We start from the raw sequence: 19,279 nt of genomic DNA on the forward strand, positions 1-19,279 counted from the left end.
GCCCTCCCTTCCTCAGGAGACCCCGTTGTCCGTCCTGCTCACCGGCGCGACCGGCTTCCTCGGCTGCCGCATCCTGCGCGAACTCCTCGCCCGCGGCGAGGAGGTCACCGTCCTGGGCCGTGGCGCACCCGACGATTTGCGCGCCCGCGTGGAGGCCGCCGTGACATGGCTGGACACCCCGCCTTTGGGCGCCGACGTCCTCGCCGGGGTCCGCTACGTCAGCGGCGATCTCACACAGCCGGGCCTCGGCCTGGCGCCGCGGGACCGGGCCCGGGTCACTCAGGGCCTCACCGCTCTGTGGCACTGCGCCGCGGTGATCGCTCTTGAGGCGGAGCCGGCCCCGCTGCACCATGCCAACGTCATCGGCACCCGGCGCGTCCTGGAACTGGCGGACGAGGCTCCCGGGTCGCGCGTGCTCTTCGTGAGCACCGCGTACGTGGCCGGGCGCCGGCGCACAGGGCACGTCATGGAGACCGACCTGCGGGACGGGGACGGGTTCCAGACGCTGTACGAGGAGTCCAAGCACACCGCCGAGCGCCTGCTGCACGCCTGGGCGCGGAAGGGGGACCGGGACGTCACTGTGTTCCGTCCCAGTCTGCTGGTCACCGACAGCCCGGCGCCCGAGGGACTGCCCAAGGCGCCGACCGACGTGCTGGTCCAGCTTGTCGAGAACCTCCTGCTCGGCCGTCCGGACGGGCAGGGCGCGGTGGGGGCCCTACTTACTGGCCCGCGCGGCGCTGACGCGCGGCGACCCGAAATCTTCCAGTACCGCGTCGAGGGCGACCCCGAGGGCACGCTCAACCTGCTCCAGGCCGACTACGCGGCCCACGCCATGGTGTTGGCGGCATCGCGCGACGAGCCCGCGCCAGGCGTCCGGACGCTGCATGTCACCCACCCGGAGAGCGTGAGGATGGCCACGGTGACCACCGCCCTGCAAACACGCTTCCCCGGCCTGCTGATCCGCTTCACCCCGGAACTGCCCCACCCCACGACGCTGGAGCGGCTCCTCGCGAAGCGCGGCACGCGCCTGCTGACGTTCAGCACCCACCGGCGCACGTACGACCGGAGCAACCTCGTGGCGGCCGTCGGAGACCTCCCCGTCCCTGACCCCCTCGACCACGACTACTTGGTACGCGCCTTCGGGGGCGCCGAGGCGCCGCTGCCCGTGTGAGTCCCCGCGCCGGTGGCGCCGAGCAGGACGTCGATCTGCTCGGTCCACAGGTGTCCCACCCGGGCGGCATCCGGAAGAACGGCATCGTGCACCACGGCGAGCCGCGCGACCGAACGGTGATACGTGAGGGCTGTATAGAGCAGATGCCCGTCCATGAGCGCCCCCACCGAGGTGACATCGAGGACGCGGCTGCCGTCGAAGGACAGCGCCGGCTCGCGGTAGGGCACGTAGTTGCAGGACACCGGCGCGGTACGCGCGTCCATGAGCGCCCTGGTCGCGGCCTCGGAGACCCGGTGCGGGACGTGCTCCTGGAGGAAGCGGGACGTGGCCGCGCGTCCTTGCCGCTTCGCACGCGTCGTCGCCCGGTGGACCCGCACCAGCCGCTCCCGCGGATCGGACAGGTGGCAGGGCAGCAGGACACGGGCCATCGTCAGATGATTGCCCGGCCGGCTCTCCTCGCCCGCCCGGCGTGTCGACATGGGCATGGACACCGGCAGGTCGCCCAGCTCGTCCGGGCCGCACCCCCGGTCCAGCGCCAGTCGGCGCAGCACGCCCGCCATGGCCGCGAGGTAGACGTCATTGGTGGTGACGCCTGCGTCCCGGCCCACCCGGGACAGGCGCTCGTAGGGAAGGGAGACGCAGGTCAGCCGGGAGGAACCGCTGGCAGGCCCGTACAGCCACCGCCAGGCCGGGGCAGCGACGGGGCCGGGGAACAGCCCGAAGACGGTATCGGCGAGCAGACGCACCGCGCACCTGAGCGAGAACCCGCCCCGTGACACCTGGGGGCCGGGCCGCGGAGCGCTCCCGAACAGGCTGGTGATCAGATGCGCGCGCCCCGTCCCGTCGGTGAGCGCGTGGTGGGAGCGGAAGAAGAGCAGCCATTCGTCGGCGCGGTGGCCGTCGGCGAGCCAGACGTCCCACGGCGCGGCCGGGGACAGCGGCAGGGGGAGGGCGTGCAGTGCGTCGGCCACCTCTCCCCAGGTCCGGCCGGAAGGTGCCGCGTGGTGCCGTACGTGATTCTCTGTACGCATCTCGGCCGGCACCCGACAGATACGGCCCCCGACGTCCTCCAGACGCTGACGCAGGACAGGTTGCTCGGCCAGGTGCGCGGCGATGTGGTCCCGGAGCAGCCCGAGGCCCGGGGCCGCGCCCCGGAATCGCAGCAGGGTGCCGACGATCTGCGGGTGCGGGCTCCGGGACCGGTGGTAAGCGGCGTCCACCGAGTTGGCGTACATGCGGCTCTCTGTTCTGCCACGCGGGTCGGCGGCTACTTGTCGGGCACGGACGTGGGCACGGCTCCGCTGTCGCGCGCCGCGGGAAGCCGCGTGTGCGTGCCGCGACTCGCGTGATGGTGCCAACGGTCCAGGCCGAGGCGCCGGTGGAGTGCGGCGACAGGGCGCGGGGCCCACCAGTTGGCATGCCCGGTGAGCTGCATGAACGCCGGGACCAGTACGCCGCGTACGACGGTGGCGTCGACCAGGACCGCGAGCGCGAGCCCGCAGCCGATGAGTTTGAGCAGGGTGATGCCGGAGGAGATCAGGGGCAGCAGGGCGACCGCGAAGATCACCGCTGCCACGGTGATCAGCCTGCCGGTGCGGGCGAGCCCGTTGACGATCGCCGTCCGGTGATCGGCGGTCTTCCGGTACTCCTCCTGGATACGGGAGATGAGGAACAGCTCGTAGTCGACCGAGAGGGCGAACGCCGCGCCGAAGACCAGGATCGGCATCGACGTCTCCAGCTCCCCGGTCACGGTGAAGTCCCCCACGAGACCACGCAGATGACCGTCCTGGAAGACATACACCATCGCCCCGAAGGTGGCACTCAGGCTCAGCGCGCCCAGGATCACCGCCTTGACGGGGATGAGTACCGAGCCGGTGAAGAGGAACAGCAGCAACAGCACCGCTCCGACCACGACGGCGGCGGCGGTGGGCAGGGCCGCCAGGACGGCGTTCTTGGTGTCCAGTACGCGGGCCGGGCGTCCGGAGACGTAATGCCGGCCGGGGGAGGGCAACGCGCGCAGTTCCCGCACCAACTGCTCGTCGGCGGAAGTCGGGCCGTCGGCGGTCAGCGACAGCCAGGTCGAGCCGTTGCCGACATAGATCAGCGCTTCCATGGACCGCCCGGTCGTGCGGTGTCCGTCGCGGTAGGTGCCCAGACCGGTGGCGACCTCCCCCGCCGTGGGCAGCGCGGAGACTCTGCGGGCGTAGGCGTCCAGGGCCTGCCGCTGGTCGACGGCGTCGGTGTCGGGCAGCAGCACGGTCAGCGTCCGGGTCCAGGGCAAGGGGAACTCACGCCCGATGCGCGTGGCCGTGGCATGGGACTCCGCAGTCGCGGGCAGGACCCGCTCGTCGGTGACACCGAAGCGGGCGTGGGTGAACGGCACGGCCAGAGCCAGCAGGAACAGGGCCGCGCAGCCGCCCGCCAGGACCGGTCGACCGGTGGCGAGGCGTGCCACGCGCGCCCACGACACGCTCCGGTCGGCACGCCCGCGGTGACGCAGGGAGGCGAAGGGGTCAAGCCGGTCGATCCGGTCTCCGATGACCAGCAGCATGGCGGGCAGCACCACCCGCGTGGCCACGGCCGCCAGCACGACCACGCTGATCCCGGCCAGCGCCAAGGAGCGCAGGAAGCCCAGAGGGAACAGCAGGAGCGCGGCGAGGCAGACCGCGACCGTGCCCGCGGAGAACAGCACGGTCCGGCCGACCGTGCGCATGGTCGTCCCGACCGCTTCGGGCGGAGCGGCGCCCGCGGCCAGCTCCTCGCGGTAACGGCTGACCGCCAACAGGCCGTAGTCGACGGCCAGTCCGAAGCCGAGCGCCGTGGTGATGTTGAAGGCGAACGCCGACAGCGGCAAGTACGCCGCGAGCACCTGGAGCAGGGCGAAGGTGCCCGCCACGGAGAGCGCGCCGACCACCGCGGGCAGCAGCGCCGCCGTGAGTGACCCGAAGGCGAACAGCAGGACCAGGAAAGCGAGAGGGGCGCCGACGAGTTCGGCACGGATCAGTTCCTCGCGGCTCATCTCGGTCACCTGGGCCATCACCCAGGCCGGCCCGGTCGCCGTGACGGTGAACGGCCCCTGCTCGCCGGTCAGCCGTGGCACCAGGTCCGCCGCCCTGCGCGCCGCCGCGTCCTCGTTCCCCCGCAGGTCCACGGTGACCAGGGCGGCCCGGCCGTCCTCACTCAGCAGCTTGCGGTCCCCCACGGCCCAGAAGGAGATGGCGTCCCGCACGTCCGGTTCGAGGACGATCCGGTCGGTGAACTCCTGTCCCGCGCGGGTCATTTGAGGGGTGTCGACAGGCTTGGGTGCGCGCGCGTACAGCACCAGGTCGGGAATGCCCGCGGCGAAGCGCTGCTGGAGCAGTGCGTCCGTGCGGGTCGCTTCGGTCCCTGCAGCGATGTAACCGCCGTTGGACAGTCGGCCGGGCGCCGCGAACGCGGTCAGCGCCAGTACAACGCCGATGCCGGCGGTGGTGACCAGCACCCACCACGGGCGCCGCACGCTCCATGGAGCAGTCCCGCACCGCCGACGAGCGGTGTCGCGCTTCCGGCCGAGCAGACCGCTTCCGGGAAACCATCGCATGACGGTCCTTTCCTCGACGCGGCAATCCTGGCCAAAGCGGCATTCCAGGGTCAAACCTCCATTAGCCCTGTGGAGTGACGACTAGGCACAATCTGCACGTTGAGGGGGATTTACTGGCGAAAAACGCGAACGATAGGCACCACACCCCGTGTTGTCATCCCGACCAGAGGAGAACCGCATGCGTGCCGTGCACCACCTGCGAGCCGCCGCCGTGACGGCGACCGCAGTCCTGACCCTGTTCGCCACGGGCTCCACCAGCCAGGCCGGGCCGCAGACGGCCGGCGCCCCGTCAGCGGCCGTCGCCGCTCCCCGGGCCACCCTCAAGTGCACCCTGCGGACCGGGCCCGGCCAGCGCATCACCTTCTCGCCCGCCGTCACCAGCACTCCCCGCAAGATCTCGGCCCGCGGCAGCGCGAACCTGAACAACTGCACTTCCCCCAACGGCCGTCAGTCCGGCATCCGCTCGGGCCGCATCACGCTGAAGGGCAGCGCGCACGCCAGCTGTTCCCGTGCCAGGTCGCTCAAGGGCACGGCCACGGCCACCTGGTACTCCGGCCCCCACCGCACCGGCCGGGTCCTCGGACATTCCACCTTCCGCCCGGCCCCGCACGGCACGCGCGGCTACACCGCGGCCGACTCCTTCCTCAACGGAACCGTCGCCTCCGGCCGTATGGCCCACCGCTCCTTCTCCGGCACGGCGGTACCCACCAACAACGTGCGCCACTGCTTCAGCAGGGGTCTCGGCTACATCGAGGGCCGGGGCAACCTCACCATCCGCTGACCTGGGCCGGGAAGGACGGTGACACCGTCGGCAGCCCCCGCCGGATATGTCACCGGAGCGGCCACACTGCCGGCGGTGTCGACCACCCTTTCTGACGCTGAGCGCGTGTGATGAGTCAAATGCCCTGTTGGTGAAAACCAGGCTGCTTCGTCCGGTCCCATTCACCACGTCATCTGGCTCAATGACGCGCGTGCCAGCCGCGCTCCTGGAGGGGAATGGCGGCGCCCCTGCGGTCCGGCATCAACACCGTCGCACTCATTCGGTATCCCAGTCCCACGTGTCGAAGTACGCGGCCACTCCAGTGCGCCGGGCCGTGTCGATCGCGCTCAGCCGCTCGAAGTCGCGGTGCGGCATCAGCGCCCGCCAGCTGTCGAGGGGCAGGACACGGGCCTCGTCGTGCTCCTGCGGGTTCAGGGTGAGGGCCTGGATCTGCGCGGCGCTGAGCCGGCCGCCGTCGAAGACCATCCCGATCGTGCTGTAAGGCCAGGGGGCGCCGGGCAGTCCGTAGACGGCGGCCAGAAGGCGGGGCGGTCCGGTCGGCGTGAGCCCGATCTCCTCGCGGCATTCGCGTACGGCCGTTTCCCAGGGGCGTTCCCCGAAGTCCATCGTTCCGCCCACGAGCTGCCAGGGGTGGGAGGGTGAGTAGACCGAGTGCAGTTGGAGCGGCCGCTCGTCCTCGTCGGTGAAGTACACGCAGGCGAACGCGGTTGCCTTCGGGACCGTCTCGGCGTACTGCTCCAACGGCATCCAGACCGGGCCGCTCGCCGGGGCGCGGGTGCCGTCCGGTTCTTCGAGGCGTGTCATCCGCATCAGCGCCGGGCTGCCCGTAAACCCCAGCTCGCGGTAGAGCGGTGCCGCCTCAGCGCTGGCGTGCAGTTCAAACAGCGTGACGTGCTCGACACCGGAGAGGTGGTCGAGCAGAGCGGACAGCACGGCCCGTGCGTGGCCGCGGCGCCGGGCACCCGGGCGCGTGGCGACGATGTGCACACGCGCGGCCAGCCCCCGAGGGTAAGCCGGCCCCGGGAGGACCGGGTGGATCAGCCCGAGGGCGCAGGCTGCGAGCCCGCCGCCGGGGTCGTCGATGACGAAGGCCCGCGCGTCGCCCTCCGGCGTCAGCCGTGGCGCCAGTTCCGCCGTGCACATCCGGACCCAGTCCTCGCTCAGCGGCTGCGACAGTACGTACTGCGAGCGCATCCGCACGAGGTCCTCGGCGTCATCGGCCGTGGCGGCGCGGACCGGCAATGCCGAAGCGGCGCCACTCAGCTGCCGCCCGGTCGTTTCGAGTGGTGCGGTCTCGCGGTTCATGACGCGGGTCCTTTCGAGGGGTTGGCAAGGGTGTGCCCTGCGCGCAGCCGGGCCAGCGTCCTCCGGCTGCGTTCGACGAGCTCCGGATCACCGTGGGCCGCACCGTAGGAGAGGCCGGACACCGCATCCAGGACGCACAGGATCGTCAGCTGTGCCGCCTCCTCCGGGGTGAAGGAGCGGCCGTAGCCATCCCTCACGGCCTGCCGGAGGTCGGGGCGGCCGTGCCAGGCGTCGGACAGGCGTACGAAGTCCCGTACTGCCGGGCCTTCTTCCGACCGCTCGAAGTCGATCACGTACACGTTGTCCGCGGCTTCATCCCAGCGCAGATTGCGGGGCTGGAAGTCTCCGTGTGTGGGCACCGCCTCCAGGGCGGGCAGGTGTGCGGCCTGCCCGGTGATGGCGCGGATGAACTCCTCGTCACCGGGCCCGAGATGGGGACGGGCTCCGTTCAAGTGCCGCTCCAGCTTTCCCAGGGGCAGGGAACGGCCGCCCACCGCGGTGAGCACCACGGCCCGCGACCCCGCATCGGCGGCCACCAGGTGCGGCGCGGCCGCGCCCAGGCTGAGGGCATGGCCGCGGAGCGCGGCGACCTCGCGCCGGTGGAAGCGGTCGTTCTGGTGGATCTTGACGTACCACTCGCCGCCCTCGGCGCCGCACGCCCGCCATACGCGGCTCTCCACACGCACCCAGGAGACGTCCGTCCAAGAGGTGATCCGGCCTACCGCCTGCTCGGCGAAGGCGCGCACCGCCTGCCCCGGGACCGCGCCGCGGCCGCCGGGGCCGGAGACCAGGACCAGTCGGTCGCAGGCCGGGTGGTGGGCGATCGGGTCGCCGGGCTCCTGGAAGTGCACGGCCATCCGCGCGCCCGCCCGGTAGGCGTCCAGCCCGGCCCGGCAGTACGCGACGATCGGCTCCGGCAGGGCATCGAGCGGGAACCAGTCCATGGCGTCGCACACGTGGGGTTCCATGACCTGCGGGGTGCCGTTCCAGCGCCTGACCTGGAAGAACACCCCGATGCGCGCGCCGCCGGCAGGGGAGCGGTGGTGCACCGTAACGGCCGCGCGGACGTCGGTCGGATCGACGACCACGCCGGCCTCTTCCCGGGTTTCGCGCACCAGCGCCGTGACCATGTCCTCCCACGGGCCGTCGAGGTGCCCACTGACCAGATGCCAGCAGCCCGCCGCGTACACATCGCCGGCCCTTCGGGACAGCAGCACCTCGGGCCCGGCCGGGCCGTCGCGCAGGGCGATGAGGTGGACATCGAGCGGCTCGGTGTGCCGCTGGGTACCGCTCACACGTCGCCGCCGGGGCGGCGCGCGAGCAGCACGGTGAACTCCGCGTCCTCCGTCAGGACGCCGCCGCGGGCATGGGCCTTCAGCAGAGCGAGCGCCTCGACCTCGAACTCGTGGTGCCGACGGCCGGCGAAGAGGGCGGGGCGGGCGAAGCTGGTGGTGCGCAGGTACCCGAGGACGTCCTTGGGTGTCCAGGTGCGGGCGACGGGAAAGCGGTGCTCGGCCACGTCGGTGAACGCCGAGTCGGCGAGGTCCTCTTCGTAGGAGCGGCCCCGCCCGGCGTACGTGCCGCGGGTGCCCGCGCGCCGGTCGTAGCCGAGGTAGGTCCGGACCAGGTTCCGAAGGGCAGCGGTCCACAGGGCCTCGCGCACTGGTCCGGGGCCCAGCGCTCCGTCTTCCTCGAGCCGGGCGACCATCGCCGCCCGGGCCGCCACAGCCCCGGAGGTGTCACCGGCGCTGTGCCGCCAGAGCGAGGCGCCGGAGGCAGAGGGGGGCTCAGCGAACGTCACAGCCATCTCCTCCTCCGGATGCTTCGACACCAAGGGCGTGGACCCGGTCCAAGCCCCGGCGGGCCCCCTACCGATGGGTGTGTTCACCGCTCACCACCCCAGCTGGGAGTAGGTGCGGCCTTCGGCGATGCTGGTGATGGCCGTGCGGGTGTAAGGGACGAGCTGGTCGGGGAGCGCGTGCGGTGGCCACCACCGCCACGCGACACACTTGTCGGGCTCGCGGACCTCGGGGCTGCCCTTCCAGCGGCGAGCCCGGAACACGAGTTGCAGCAACGGCAGTCCGCCCAGGCTGTCCACGACGTGTACGGCATGCGCCAGCTCCACGTCCGCGGGGTCGATCACCAGACCCGCTTCCTCCCAGGCCTCGCGAACCAGGCACGCGGTGGCGGACTCCTGCTCACACTTCCCGGCCAGGTAATGCCACGAGCCACCCGCGTAGCGGACGTCGGGGTGGCGCAGGCCCAGCAGGATGCGACCGTGGTCGTCCTGGAGGTGCAGGTGGACACCGATGCCGTTCAGCACGGTCCGGCTGCCCCCGTCCCATACCTGCGGTGCCGCGTCCGGGCGTACCCGCGGCGGGTGTTCGGCGGCGTGGCGGCGGATCAGGTCGGCGAGGCCGGGGTTCAGGCGCAGCCGGTCCAGTTGGTCGGGTGTGAACCAGTGCAGCAGCACCCCTTCCCGCAGATCGAGAAGGTCGGGATTGCCCTTCCACCGGCCGGTGAAGACCTTAATGGGTACGTGGAGCCCGTCGACGCTGGCGTCCACCTCGACGGCGTACGGTTCAAGGTCATCCAGCCGCAACCCAGGGGCCTCTTCCGCCAGTTCACGCCGCAGCGTGTCCTCGAGACTGGTGTCGCCGCGCTCGCGGCCGCCGCCGAGCAGTGCCAGTGTCCAGGGCTGCCAGATGCCGGGCCGGTCATCGCGTAGATGAAGCAAGTAGGAGCCGGCGCCGTTGTGGATCAGCGCGGAGGCGTTCACCGGCTCCGGCCGCCCGTCCAGCTGCGCCCCGAGGAGTTTCGCGCGCAGAGTCGGTGAGGTGACCTCGGCGAACGAAAGCCACTGAGCACCCGACACCTCCTCGTCCTGCACAGTGACCGGCGGCCGCTGCCCGTCGGCGAGGTAGAACGCGTAGCGGAAGTCGTAGTGATGGTGTGCCGGTTCGCCTTTGGAGGGGCTGGCGTCGATGTCGTGGACGTCGATGTCGAGGGGTGCGCCGAGGACTTGAGGCGTCAGGCACAAGGCGCCCGGCGCGATCCCGGTCTCCTCCGACACCTCTCGCAGCGCCGCAGCCAGCAGTGTGCGGTCTCCGGGTTCGACGTGGCCGCCCGGCACGAGCATGAGGCCGCCGGTGGCCCGGTGCCGGACGTGCAGGACGCGGCACTGGCTGTCGATGACGACGGCGCTGCATGTCACGTGCCCGGGCAGCGTCGTGCGGGTGGTCACGTCGCCGGGCCTGTCCAGTGCGGCGAGCAGCCCGGCCAGGGCGTCACGCTCGTCCGGGTGGCGGTCGAGATACCTGTCGATGGTCGTGCGGATCGCGGAGGAGCTGGGTGGCATGAGCGGTGTCTCGCCTTCGCCGGGGCGGTCTCGTGAGGCCGACTGGGGGAGTTCGTGGTGGCGGGTCAGCTCGCCGTCTCGTGGTCCGGCGGCTGTGCACTGCGGGGTTCGGGGAGCGCGCCGGGCTCTGGTGCGAGGCCGTACTGGGCGGCCTGAGCCGTGAACATCCCCTGGTAGACACCGCCTTTGCGGACCATCAGCTCCTGGTGCGTGCCGGTTTCGACGACACGCCCCTGGTCGAGTACGTAGATGTGGTCGGCGTTCATGGTGGCGGCCAGGCGGTGGGTGACGAGCACCACCGCGTGCCCTTCCTCGGCCAGTGACCACAGCCCCTGGAACGCGGCGATCTCCGCATGCGGGTCCAGCGCCGAGGTCGGCTCGTCGACCAGGAGAACCGGCGCGCCCCGGTACAGCGTCCGAGCGGTGCCCAGCTTCTGCCACTGTCCGCCCGAGAGCTGGACGCCGCGCTCGTAGCCCTTGAAGACGATGGAGTCCCAGCCGTGTGGCAGTGCCTCGATCAGTTCGAGGATGCCCGCCTCCCGGGCGGCCCGGCGGACGGCGTCCATGTCGCGGGGGCGGTCCCCGGCGCCGATGGCCACGTTCGCGGCCGCCGTCATCTCCCAGCGCGGGAAGTCCTGCGCCAGTACGCCGACCGCCGCGAAGACCTGGCTGCGGTCCGCGTCGCGCATCTCGACCCGCTCGCCCGCCTCACCTTCCCACCACACGTTTCCCTCGCCGGGCAGGAGCAGCCCGGCGAGCACCTTGGTCAAGGTGGTCTTCCCCGAACCGTTCGCGCCTACCAGGGCCGTAACCGCGCCCCGGCGGATCTCCACACTCACCCCCTGCAACGCCGGGGTTTCGGCCCCGGGGTAGGTGAACGTCGCGTCCTCGGCCCGCACCGCCCGCACCGGCGCGGGCAGGGCGGCGCCGCCCTGCGGGATCGCGTGCTCGCCCGCGACCTCGATGGCGTCCTCGGTGTCGGTGAGGAACAGCAGCTCCTCGTAGAGCCGGTTGACCTGCTGAACCAAGGAGGTCAGACGCGCGGTCGAGGTGCGGATGGCGACCACCGCGGTTCCGCCGACAGCCAGTGGCAGGCCCCCGGCGGCCAGCAGCCACCACAGCACTCCGTAGCAGCCCAGCGACGCGAGTCCGGCGAAGCCGCCCGCAACCAGGTCCGTCGTCGCCTGCGCCTGGGCCAGGCGCCGCTGCTCGGCCTCCGTCTGCCGCGACATCTCCTCGTAACTGGACAGCAGTTTGGCGCCGGCCTTGTGCACACGCAGTTCCCCGGCGGCGTGCGGGCGGGTCAGGTAGGCGAGCCGAGAGGCGATCGCCCTGCGGTGGTCGATCCAGTTCAGGCGGGAGATGTACTCGCGACGGGCGGAGCGCACGGCGCCCCACCCCTTGGGCCAGGCGATGGCCAGCAACATCGGCAGCAGCATCCAGTGCAGCGACGCCAGGACCACGGCGGCCGCGGCCATGCCGATGACGACGTTGCCCACGCCGACCGACAGCCGCAGCATGCTGCGGGCCGATTCAGTCCCGAACTTGCCCGCCTCCAGCAGCCGTTGCACTTCCGGCCGCTCGGTCGCCTCCACTTCGACGCCGGTCACAGCGGTGTAGTACCGGGCGGAGACCGCACGCTCCACCTGGGGCTCCAGCCGGCCGGACATCGCCGTCGACCACGCCGCCAGCAACGCCGTCGCCACCGCCGTGACCGCCAGGACGATCAGCGACGGAAGCGAGTCACGGAGCTTGCTCGCGGTCGGCCCGTCCGCGAACAGCTCGCTCAGCACGCTGTTCACCGCCACCAGCCCCCACCCGGCCGCCACCCCCTGTCCGAGCTGCGCCGCCACGACGGCGGCCAGGGCACGCGGGTCGGTCTGCCAGCCGGTCCGCATGACCATCCCCACCATGCGCGGCAGAGCGGCCGCCATATGCCCGAACCCCAGCCGGACCAGCGGCCGTTCGTGCCGGACGAAGGACTGGTCGTAGCGCAGGCGGCCGCCGTACAGCTCTCGTTCGGCGGCCGAGATGGTGCCGGTATCCGTGGTCTGCGTGCTCTGAGCCGCGTCGGTGGGGGGTTTGTCTGACGGCAACGTGCCTCCTCCAGTGGTGTTCTGGGTGGTGTCGTGGAGTCAACGAGGCAGCCCTATATTTCGAACACAAGTCTTTCGGTCGCTCTGCGTGGACGGTGGTTGAGCGGATTCCCGAAGGTGTACCGCGCACGGACCCTTGCTGCGTACGGATTGACGCTCGGCCCGGGCTGGCCGAAACACCGATGCCCGTTGCCCCCGTAGTGGCCCCAACACCGAGGCCGACATCGCCCTTGCGGCCGTCGACGTCGTCGCCGTGGTGTACGTGATGCGGGGCGCGTGCAAACGCCACCACCCCCGCGCGACACCGAGGACCAGGCCGTGTTGCGCCCACTGACCCGCAAGCGGGCTGCCCGGCGACGGCCCCGCCGCACACCTAGCAGCCCGGCACCCCCCCCGACGAGCCCCTGGGGTGGCAGCCGATCTGGAAGCGCCCACGGAAGCCGAAGTCGAAGGTCGCGTAGAAGGCGGAACTGCGCAAGCAGGGGAAGCGACTCCGACTCCGGGACGCCGGGAAGCGCCGCCTCGCCGCTGCGCAGTCGCGCTCCCTGCTCCCGGCAGAGCCTAGTCAGCAACGTCGGCGTGCGCCGCGACGCCCGCGCCCTGTCCCGGGTGCGCCGCCCGTCATCCAGTTCTGCTCCGACGGACGCGATCCCGGCTCCGGCCACCCGTACCCGTCACCGCGTCCCCGGCGTACGGGCGGTCAGCCGCAGGCGCAGGCGGCGCGGCTGGTACACGGTGGCGAGCGGGACGGGGCGCACGTCGACCCCCGGTTCGCAGGTGACCCGCCACTTGCTGAGGATGGTGGCGAGCGCGAGGGTCGCCTCGGTGCGGGCGTAGAGGTCGCCGATGCACTTGCGGGCGCCGGTGCCGAACGCCATGAACGACTGGCGGGCCTGCGGCGTCACCCGGTCGGGCAGCCAGCGGTCGGGGTCGAACTGTCGCTCCTTGGGGAAGGAGGGCGCGTCGAGCGCGACCGCGGCCGGGCTGAAGACCACCGTGCTCTGCGCGGGCAGCCGCACCCCCGCGACGTCCAGTTCGGTGGAGGTCAGCCGGGTGAAGAGCCACGCGGGCGGGTAGAGCCGCAGGGTCTCGGTGATGATGCGGTCGGTGAGCTGGAGCCGGGCGACGTCGTCGAACTCCGGTGCCCGGCCCGCGAGGACCTCGTCGATCTCCGCGTACAGTTCCCGCTCGATCCGGGGGTACTTGGAGAGCAGGTAGAAGATCCAGGTGAGGGTGGCCGCCACCGTCTCGGTACCGGCCGCCATCACGGTGATGACCTGGTCGTGGATCTCCCGGTCGCCGAGCCTGCCGCCGTCCTCGTCGCGGGAGTCGAGGAGGGCGGAGAGCAGGTCGTCGTGGTCGGCGCCGTCGCGGCGGTAGTCGTCGATGAGCGTCTGGGTGGTGCGGTGCAGGTAGTCCAGGTTGGCGCGGTAGCGCCGGTTGCCCGGACCAGGCAGCTTGCGTACGGCCGCGGGCAGGAACATCTGCCGGAAGAGACCCTTGAGCACGGCGTCGAAGGCGCGCTCCACGCTGTCGGCGAGTTCCTTGCTGACCGGCGTCGAGTACAGCGTGCGGCCCACGGTGCGCAGCGCCATGCCGTACATCTCGGGGAAGGCGTCGACCACCAGTCCCTCGCTCCAGCGTTCCGTGCTCGACTCGATCTCGGCGTGCATGGCCGACGCGTACCGCTTGAGCTGGGGGCGGGTGAACGCCGACTGCATGAGCCTTCTCTGCCGCCGGTGGTCGGCGTAGGGGCAGGTCACCAGGCCGTTGCCGGCGATGTCGCGGGCGCGGTCGTAGAAGATGCCGCCCTTGTCGTACTCCTCGTCGCTGGTCAGGACGTGGCGCAGGAGGGCGGGATGGGTCGGTACGAGGGCCTCGGTAGGGCCCAGGCGTATCTTCACCAGGTCGCCGTGCCTGGACAGCGAGGACATGAACTGCAGCGGACGGCGCATCATCTGCCAGGCGTGTCCGACCAGTGGCACGGCTCCCGGTGCGGTGCCCGCGACGAAGGTCTGCTGCTGCTCGGTCTGGTGGGTCTGCTGGGCCATGGGGTTCTCCTCGGTCTGGCTCGAGGTGGATGGACGGGCTGGGGGAGGGGGCCTGTCAGCGGGCGCTGCCGAGTTCTTCGAGGAACCCCTGGCGACCGGCGGCCAGCGCGAACTCGGCGTCGTAGCGTCCCGATGAGCGGTGCCAGTCGTAGGAGCCGCGGATGACGGGGCGCACCGCGTCCAGACGGTAGCGTTCGACGGCCTCGCGCTCGTCCGCGGTGAGGGAGAAGGCGTCGCAGACCTTGGGCAGAATGCTCTCCAGGAGCAGGAACTCCTCCAGGCGTACGCGGACCTCGTCCTGCATGTGGGCGATGCTGCGGCTCTTGGGCCAGCCGTGCTCGCGCATCAGGATGAGGACCATGTTGTTCTGCTCGCCGCGTGCCTCCTCCTTCTCCAGGGAGGCGATGTCGTTGAGCATGAGGTTGACGTCGACGGCGATCCGCAGCATCGCCGACATGACGGCACTGTCGAAGACCCGGTGCGGCACCTCGAAGTGCCCGGTGGCCTCGGCCAGGTCGACGGTGGGCTGCACGCCGATCGTGTGGCGGCGCAGGGCGAGGTACTCCCGGGCGGAACCGCAGGGCGTCTCGTCGCGGCGGCCGTGCGCCTCGTCGACGTAGCCCTGGAAGTAGTGGCGCCAGTGCTGGGCGCTGCGGGTGCGCCACTCCTTCGACATCCCCTGGCAGGTGCGCCGCCAGATGTCGGCGAAGCCGTGCGCGATCAGGGGCGCGGAGGCGGGCAGCGGCCCCTCCAGCGCGGCGGCGACGGCGTCGGTGAGCTGCTTGGCCTGCACCGGGTCCTCGCCGCGCGGACCGTCGAAGAGGTCGTCGAAGAGGAAGAACCAGGACATCAGGTCGACACCGAGGTCGAGGTCGGCGCCGCTGGCCGAGGGGTAGAAGCGGGAGGCGAGGTCGGCGTAACCGCCCTTGCGGTGGCGCTCCGCGGCGGCCTCGCTGGTGATCAGGCCGAAGGAGCGGGGCCAGTCGATGTGCTCGGCCTCGGCGCGGGCGTGGTCGGGGCTGCGGCGGGCGGGCAGCGGTATGGAGAAGTCGACGTCCTGGGGCATGGGGGGACTCCTAGGGCTGTGGAACAGGACACGCGAGGGTGCCCGTGGGGTGAGGGGGCACCGGGGCGGCGCTGCCCTCGGTGTCGGGTGTGCGTACGGAGCGGGGCGGTGGCGGGGACGGAGCGGGGCATGGGGGAAGGGGCATGTGGGAAAGGGGGGCGGCGGGGGTTCAGGCCTTCCGGTCGACGACGAACCGGCCGAGCGCGAGGAGTTCGCCCCGTGCTCCGGCGTCGAGGCCGACGCCGCTCAGCGCGTCCTCGGCCAGCGTCATGCGCCGGGCGGCCTCGGCCAGCGCCCAGTCCCGGCCGCCCGCGTCCTCGATCAGGCCGGCCACGCGCCGCAGCTCTTCCTCGTCGGGTTCGCCGGAGGTGGCGAGCCAGTCGGCCAGTTGGTCGCCGAGCGGCCCGTTCTGGTTCAGGGCGTGGCTCACCGGCAGGGACTTCTTGCGGGCACGCAGATCGGAGTGGACCGGCTTGCCGGTGACAGCGGGGTCGCCCCAGATGCCGAGCACGTCGTCGACGAGCTGGAAGGCGATGCCGAGATGGTCGCCGTAGAGCGCCAGGGCGTCCACCATCGCCTCCGGGGCTCCGGCGAGCACGGCGCCGATCGCGGCGCTCGCCGACAGCAGGGCGCCGGTCTTCCCGGCCGCCATGTCGACGCATTCCTCGACCGTGACGCGTCCGCGCTGCTCGAAGGCGAGGTCCTGGACCTGACCGCGGATCAGGTGCCGGGTGGTGCGCGCGAGGAGCCGGGCGGCGGGTGCCGCTGTGGGCGATCCGGTGTCGAGGAGCACCTCCTGGGCGAGCGCGAGCAGGGCGTCACCGGTCAGGATGGCGCTGGAGGGGCCCCACAGCTTCCACACCGTGCGCCGATGGCGGCGCTCCTCGTCGCCGTCCATCAGGTCGTCGTGCACGAGGGAGAAGTTGTGCACCAGCTCCACGGCGACGGCACCGGGCAGGGCGACCTCCGCCGGTGCGCCGACCGCCTCGGCCGACAGGAGCGCGAGCGCCGGCCGTACGGCCTTGCCCGCGTCGGCGCTGGTGGGCGCACCACCGGCGGTGATCCAGCCGAAGTGGTAGGCGGCCTGGTGGCGTGAGCGGTGGTCGAGCCGGTCGACGGCGGCCCGCAGTGCCGGGGTGATCGTGACCCGGCTGTGGCTGAGGGAAGCGGGAGCGGTGCTCATGCGGCGACCCGCGCGCGCCAGGGGGCCTTCGGGTCGTCGAAGATGCTGACGACCTGGCGCATGACGCGCCGTTCGGACGGGTCGAACGCCTCCTTGGCGTGGATGGTGCCGAGTTGGTCCCACATGACGATGTCCCCCGGCTGCCAGGTGTGGGCATAGGTGAACTCGGGTCTGCCGGCGTGCGAGAGGAGTTCGTCGAGCAGTTCGCGGCTGTCGTCCGGGGCGAGATCCACGATCCGCTTGGTGTTCAGGGAGCTGACGTAGACCGACTGGCGGCCGGTGCGCGGATTGCGGGCGATCAGCGGGTGGATGGTGGAGGTGCCGTCCTCGGGCTGGATCTGCTCGGTGCTCTCGCCGAGGGACACCTCGCCCTGGAGCCTCTCCTCGATGGTCTCCTCGTACCCGGTGCGCAGGGCGTGGCGTACGCGGTAGGAGTGCAGGCGTCGGCGTTCTTCGGGCGACAACGACTCGTACAGGGCGTACATGTCGGTGAAGAGGGTCCGTCCGCCACCGGAGGCAGGCACTTCCAGTGCTTCGAGAAAGCCGATCTGGGAGACGCGGGGGCGGAAGGAGTAGTCGGTGTGCCAGTCCATCCACTCGGCGTCGCCGACGCCGATCTTGCGGCCGTCCTCCACCAGGTTGGAGACGATCAGGATCTCGTTGTGGTCGGGGTGGGCGCCGCTGGTCAGGCCGGTCTTCGGGATGTGCCCGAAGTGGCGGCCGAAGGCCAGGAACTCCTCGTCGGAGGGGATCTCGTGGCCGCGGAAGACGAGGACGAGGTGTGCGTCGAGAGCCGCCCGGATCTCCTCGGCCCGGGTCTCGTCCATGTCGCCGGTGACACGGGCGCCGTGCACGACGGCGCCGAGAGCTGCGCCGGGTATCGGCGTGACGTCCATGGGCGTTGCCGCCTTTCGCAGAAGGGTCGGGTGGTCAGCGCAGTTCGAGGCCGGCGAGGTCGCCCGCCGCGCGCCAGCGCCTGAGGATGTTCACGAACTCCACCGAGCCGCCGCCGTAGCTGGAGTTGAGCCGGGGCATCGCGCTCGGGTCGCCCTCGTTGTTGTAGAGGCCGGGTGTGCAGTTCTCCAGGAAGTCGAGATCGTTGCTGGCGAGCCGGAGGATCTCCTCGACCCATTCCTTCTCGGCGGCCTCCGACGCCTCCACGACCCGGTGTCCGCGTTCCTCGACGCTCTTGACGATGTACGCGAGGTGCCGGGTCTGCTCGCCCAGCATGTAGGCGATGTTGACGTGCCGGCCCGCCTGGATCTTGGAGAGGATGAAGCAGTTGGGGAAACCGTTCACCTGCAGTCCGTGCAGGGTGCGCGCCCCGTCCGCCCACTTCTGCGACAGCTTCACGCCGTCGCGGCCGACGATGTCGTATCCGGCACGCTCGGTGTAGGGGACGGCGAATTCGTGCTCGTAGCCGGTGGCGAAGATCAGGCAGTCGACCGGGTACTCCCGGCCGTTCGCGACCACCCCGGCCTCGGTGAGCCGTTCCACGCCCTGCCCCTGGGTGTCGACGAGGGTGACGTTGGGCCGGTTGAAGGTGTGGAGATAGCCGTCGTGGAAGCAGGGCCGCTTGCAGTACACGCGGTAGTACGGCTTGAGGGCGGCGGCGGTCGCGGGGTCGGTGACGACGCTGTCGATGCGGGCGCGCAACTCCTCCATCTTGAGGAAGTCCGCCCGTTCGGCCGCGAGCGCCCGCTCCTTGGGGTCGCCCCCCGTGTCGCCGGTCGGCAGGATCGCGGCGGCCAGTTTGGCCGTGGTCTGGGTCCAGCGGTCCTGGACCAGGTCCTCGTCCTGCGGGATGCCCGAGGTCAGGGCGTGGAAGTTCTCCATCCGGCGCTGCTGCCAGCCCGGTTCGAGGCTGTCCGCCCAGTCGGGCGGGGTGGGCCGGTTGCCGCGGACGTCGACCGTGGCGGGGGTGCGCTGGAAGAGGACGAGCCGCTCGGCCCACTCGGCGAGGTGCGGGGCGAGCTGGATGGTCGTCGAGCCGGTGCCGATGACGCCGACCGTCTTGCCCTTCAGACCGGTCAGGCCGCCGGTGCTGTCACCGCCGGTGTAGTCGAAGTCCCAGCGGCTGGTGTGGAAGGAGTGCCCGGCGAACGTCTCCAGGCCCGGCACGGCGGGGAGTTTGGGGCGGTGCATCAGGCCGATCGACATGGCCACGTACCGGGCCCGGAACAGATCCCCGCGGTCGGTGCTCACCAGCCATCGCTCGGCGGCCTCGTCCCAGCGCAGTTCGGTGACGGCGGTCTGGAAGAGGGCGTCGCGGTAGAGGTCGTACTGGTGGGCGATCCGCTGGAGATGGGCGAAGATCTCGGGTCCGGTGGAGTACTTCTCCGTGGGTATCGTGCCGGTCTCTTCGAGCAGCGGCATGTAGATGTAGCTCTCGACGTCGCAGCGGACGCCGGGGAAGCGGTTCCAGTACCAGGTGCCGCCGACGTCGCCCGCCTCGTCGATCAGCCGGATGCGGTCCAGGCCCGTCTCCCGGCGCAGGTGGGCGCCGGTCAGGAGGCCGCCGATGCCGGCGCCGACGACGGCGACGTCCACCTCGTCGGTGAGGGGCTCGCGCTCCCGCCGCTCGGTGTAGGGGTCACGCGCGTAGCCGCTGAAGTCGCCGCGCGCGAACTGGTAGGTGCGCCCGGCGGTGCGCTTGTCGCGTTCCTGCCGGTACTTCTCCCGCACCGC

General features: G+C 71.5%; 14 protein-coding genes. 2 read left to right on the forward strand and 12 right to left on the reverse strand.

The genetic code is table 11. The annotated features are described in order from the left end of the window. The first annotated feature begins 25 nt into the window (after positions 1–25). Entirely contained in the window at positions 26–1,171 is a 1,146-nt protein-coding gene (locus J2N69_RS35715) for an SDR family oxidoreductase (RefSeq protein ID WP_230904440.1), read from the forward strand. Here J2N69_RS35715 and J2N69_RS35720 read toward each other — a convergent pair. Together J2N69_RS35720 and J2N69_RS35725 are read right to left on the reverse strand one after the other, a co-directional pair. Further along, positions 1,123–2,406 (reverse strand): wax ester/triacylglycerol synthase domain-containing protein, encoded by a 1,284-nt coding sequence (locus tag J2N69_RS35720; RefSeq protein WP_230904441.1) that lies wholly within the window; start codon positions 2,404–2,406, stop codon positions 1,123–1,125. The genes J2N69_RS35715 and J2N69_RS35720 overlap by 49 nt on opposite strands. A 32-nt stretch (positions 2,407–2,438) precedes the next feature. Further along, complete coding sequence (locus J2N69_RS35725) at positions 2,439–4,751, reverse strand: MMPL family transporter (protein ID WP_230904442.1); 2,313 nt, start codon at positions 4,749–4,751, stop codon at positions 2,439–2,441. 178 nt (positions 4,752–4,929) lie between these two features. On the opposite strand from J2N69_RS35725, the gene J2N69_RS35730 reads away from it, so the two are divergent. After that, positions 4,930–5,532: a hypothetical protein gene (locus tag J2N69_RS35730; RefSeq protein WP_230904443.1), complete on the forward strand. Its 603-nt coding sequence runs from the start codon at positions 4,930–4,932 to the stop codon at positions 5,530–5,532. A gap of 255 nt (positions 5,533–5,787) precedes the next feature. Here J2N69_RS35730 and J2N69_RS35735 read toward each other — a convergent pair whose 3' ends face one another. The 10 genes from J2N69_RS35735 to ptlE all read right to left on the reverse strand — a co-directional run bounded on the left by J2N69_RS35735 (position 5,788) and on the right by ptlE (position 19,276). Then, positions 5,788–6,837, reverse strand: a complete 1,050-nt coding sequence (locus J2N69_RS35735) for a GNAT family N-acetyltransferase (protein ID WP_230904444.1) — start codon at positions 6,835–6,837, stop codon at positions 5,788–5,790. Continuing rightward, positions 6,834–8,132, reverse strand: a complete 1,299-nt coding sequence (locus tag J2N69_RS35740; RefSeq protein ID WP_230904445.1) for an NUDIX domain-containing protein — start codon at positions 8,130–8,132, stop codon at positions 6,834–6,836. Before J2N69_RS35740 ends, J2N69_RS35735 begins: the two co-directional genes overlap by 4 nt. After that, complete coding sequence (locus J2N69_RS35745) at positions 8,129–8,638, reverse strand: hypothetical protein (RefSeq protein ID WP_230904446.1); 510 nt, start codon at positions 8,636–8,638, stop codon at positions 8,129–8,131. The genes J2N69_RS35740 and J2N69_RS35745 overlap by 4 nt, the downstream gene beginning before the upstream one ends. Positions 8,639–8,728: 90 nt before the next feature. Next, positions 8,729–10,195: an NUDIX domain-containing protein gene (locus J2N69_RS35750; protein WP_230904447.1), complete on the reverse strand. Its 1,467-nt coding sequence runs from the start codon at positions 10,193–10,195 to the stop codon at positions 8,729–8,731. A 65-nt stretch (positions 10,196–10,260) separates the two neighbouring features. Next, positions 10,261–12,228, reverse strand: a complete 1,968-nt coding sequence (locus J2N69_RS35755; RefSeq protein WP_230905014.1) for an ATP-binding cassette domain-containing protein — start codon at positions 12,226–12,228, stop codon at positions 10,261–10,263. 737 nt (positions 12,229–12,965) lie between these two features. Next, the gene (gene ptlI, locus J2N69_RS35760; protein WP_230904448.1) at positions 12,966–14,342 is read right to left on the reverse strand and encodes a pentalenene oxygenase; all 1,377 of its coding nucleotides are present in this window, start codon (positions 14,340–14,342) and stop codon (positions 12,966–12,968) included. A 55-nt stretch (positions 14,343–14,397) separates the two neighbouring features. After that, positions 14,398–15,408, reverse strand: coding sequence for a pentalenene synthase (gene ptlA / locus J2N69_RS35765; RefSeq protein WP_230904449.1), 1,011 nt, complete (start codon positions 15,406–15,408; stop codon positions 14,398–14,400). 169 nt (positions 15,409–15,577) lie between these two features. Further along, positions 15,578–16,591, reverse strand: a complete 1,014-nt coding sequence (locus J2N69_RS35770; RefSeq protein ID WP_230904450.1) for a polyprenyl synthetase family protein — start codon at positions 16,589–16,591, stop codon at positions 15,578–15,580. Next, entirely contained in the window at positions 16,588–17,487 is a 900-nt protein-coding gene (gene ptlD / locus J2N69_RS35775; protein ID WP_230904451.1) for a neopentalenolactone/pentalenolactone F synthase, read from the reverse strand. Before ptlD ends, J2N69_RS35770 begins: the two co-directional genes overlap by 4 nt. Before the next feature lie 34 nt (positions 17,488–17,521). Beyond that, positions 17,522–19,276, reverse strand: a complete 1,755-nt coding sequence (ptlE, locus tag J2N69_RS35780; RefSeq protein WP_408056931.1) for a neopentalenolactone/pentalenolactone D synthase — start codon at positions 19,274–19,276, stop codon at positions 17,522–17,524. Between the last annotated feature and the right edge of the window lie 3 nt (positions 19,277–19,279).

The sequence above is a fragment of the Streptomyces huasconensis genome (assembly GCF_021028635.1).
In the GTDB taxonomy this organism is placed as follows: domain Bacteria; phylum Actinomycetota; class Actinomycetes; order Streptomycetales; family Streptomycetaceae; genus Streptomyces; species Streptomyces huasconensis.

Bases quoted from the DNA above. Each gene is read 5' to 3' on its own strand.
- J2N69_RS35720 (WP_230904441.1), bottom strand. From the start codon at position 2,406: ATGTACGCCAACTCGGTGGACGCCGCTTACCACCGGTCCCGGAGCCCG.
- J2N69_RS35725 (WP_230904442.1), bottom strand. From the start codon at position 4,751: ATGCGATGGTTTCCCGGAAGCGGTCTGCTCGGCCGGAAGCGCGACACC.
- J2N69_RS35730 (WP_230904443.1), top strand. From the start codon at position 4,930: ATGCGTGCCGTGCACCACCTGCGAGCCGCCGCCGTGACGGCGACCGCA.
- J2N69_RS35735 (WP_230904444.1), bottom strand. From the start codon at position 6,837: ATGAACCGCGAGACCGCACCACTCGAAACGACCGGGCGGCAGCTGAGT.
- J2N69_RS35750 (WP_230904447.1), bottom strand. From the start codon at position 10,195: ATGCCACCCAGCTCCTCCGCGATCCGCACGACCATCGACAGGTATCTC.
- ptlI (WP_230904448.1), bottom strand. From the start codon at position 14,342: ATGGCCCAGCAGACCCACCAGACCGAGCAGCAGCAGACCTTCGTCGCG.
- ptlA (WP_230904449.1), bottom strand. From the start codon at position 15,408: ATGCCCCAGGACGTCGACTTCTCCATACCGCTGCCCGCCCGCCGCAGC.
- J2N69_RS35770 (WP_230904450.1), bottom strand. From the start codon at position 16,591: ATGAGCACCGCTCCCGCTTCCCTCAGCCACAGCCGGGTCACGATCACC.
- ptlD (WP_230904451.1), bottom strand. From the start codon at position 17,487: ATGGACGTCACGCCGATACCCGGCGCAGCTCTCGGCGCCGTCGTGCAC.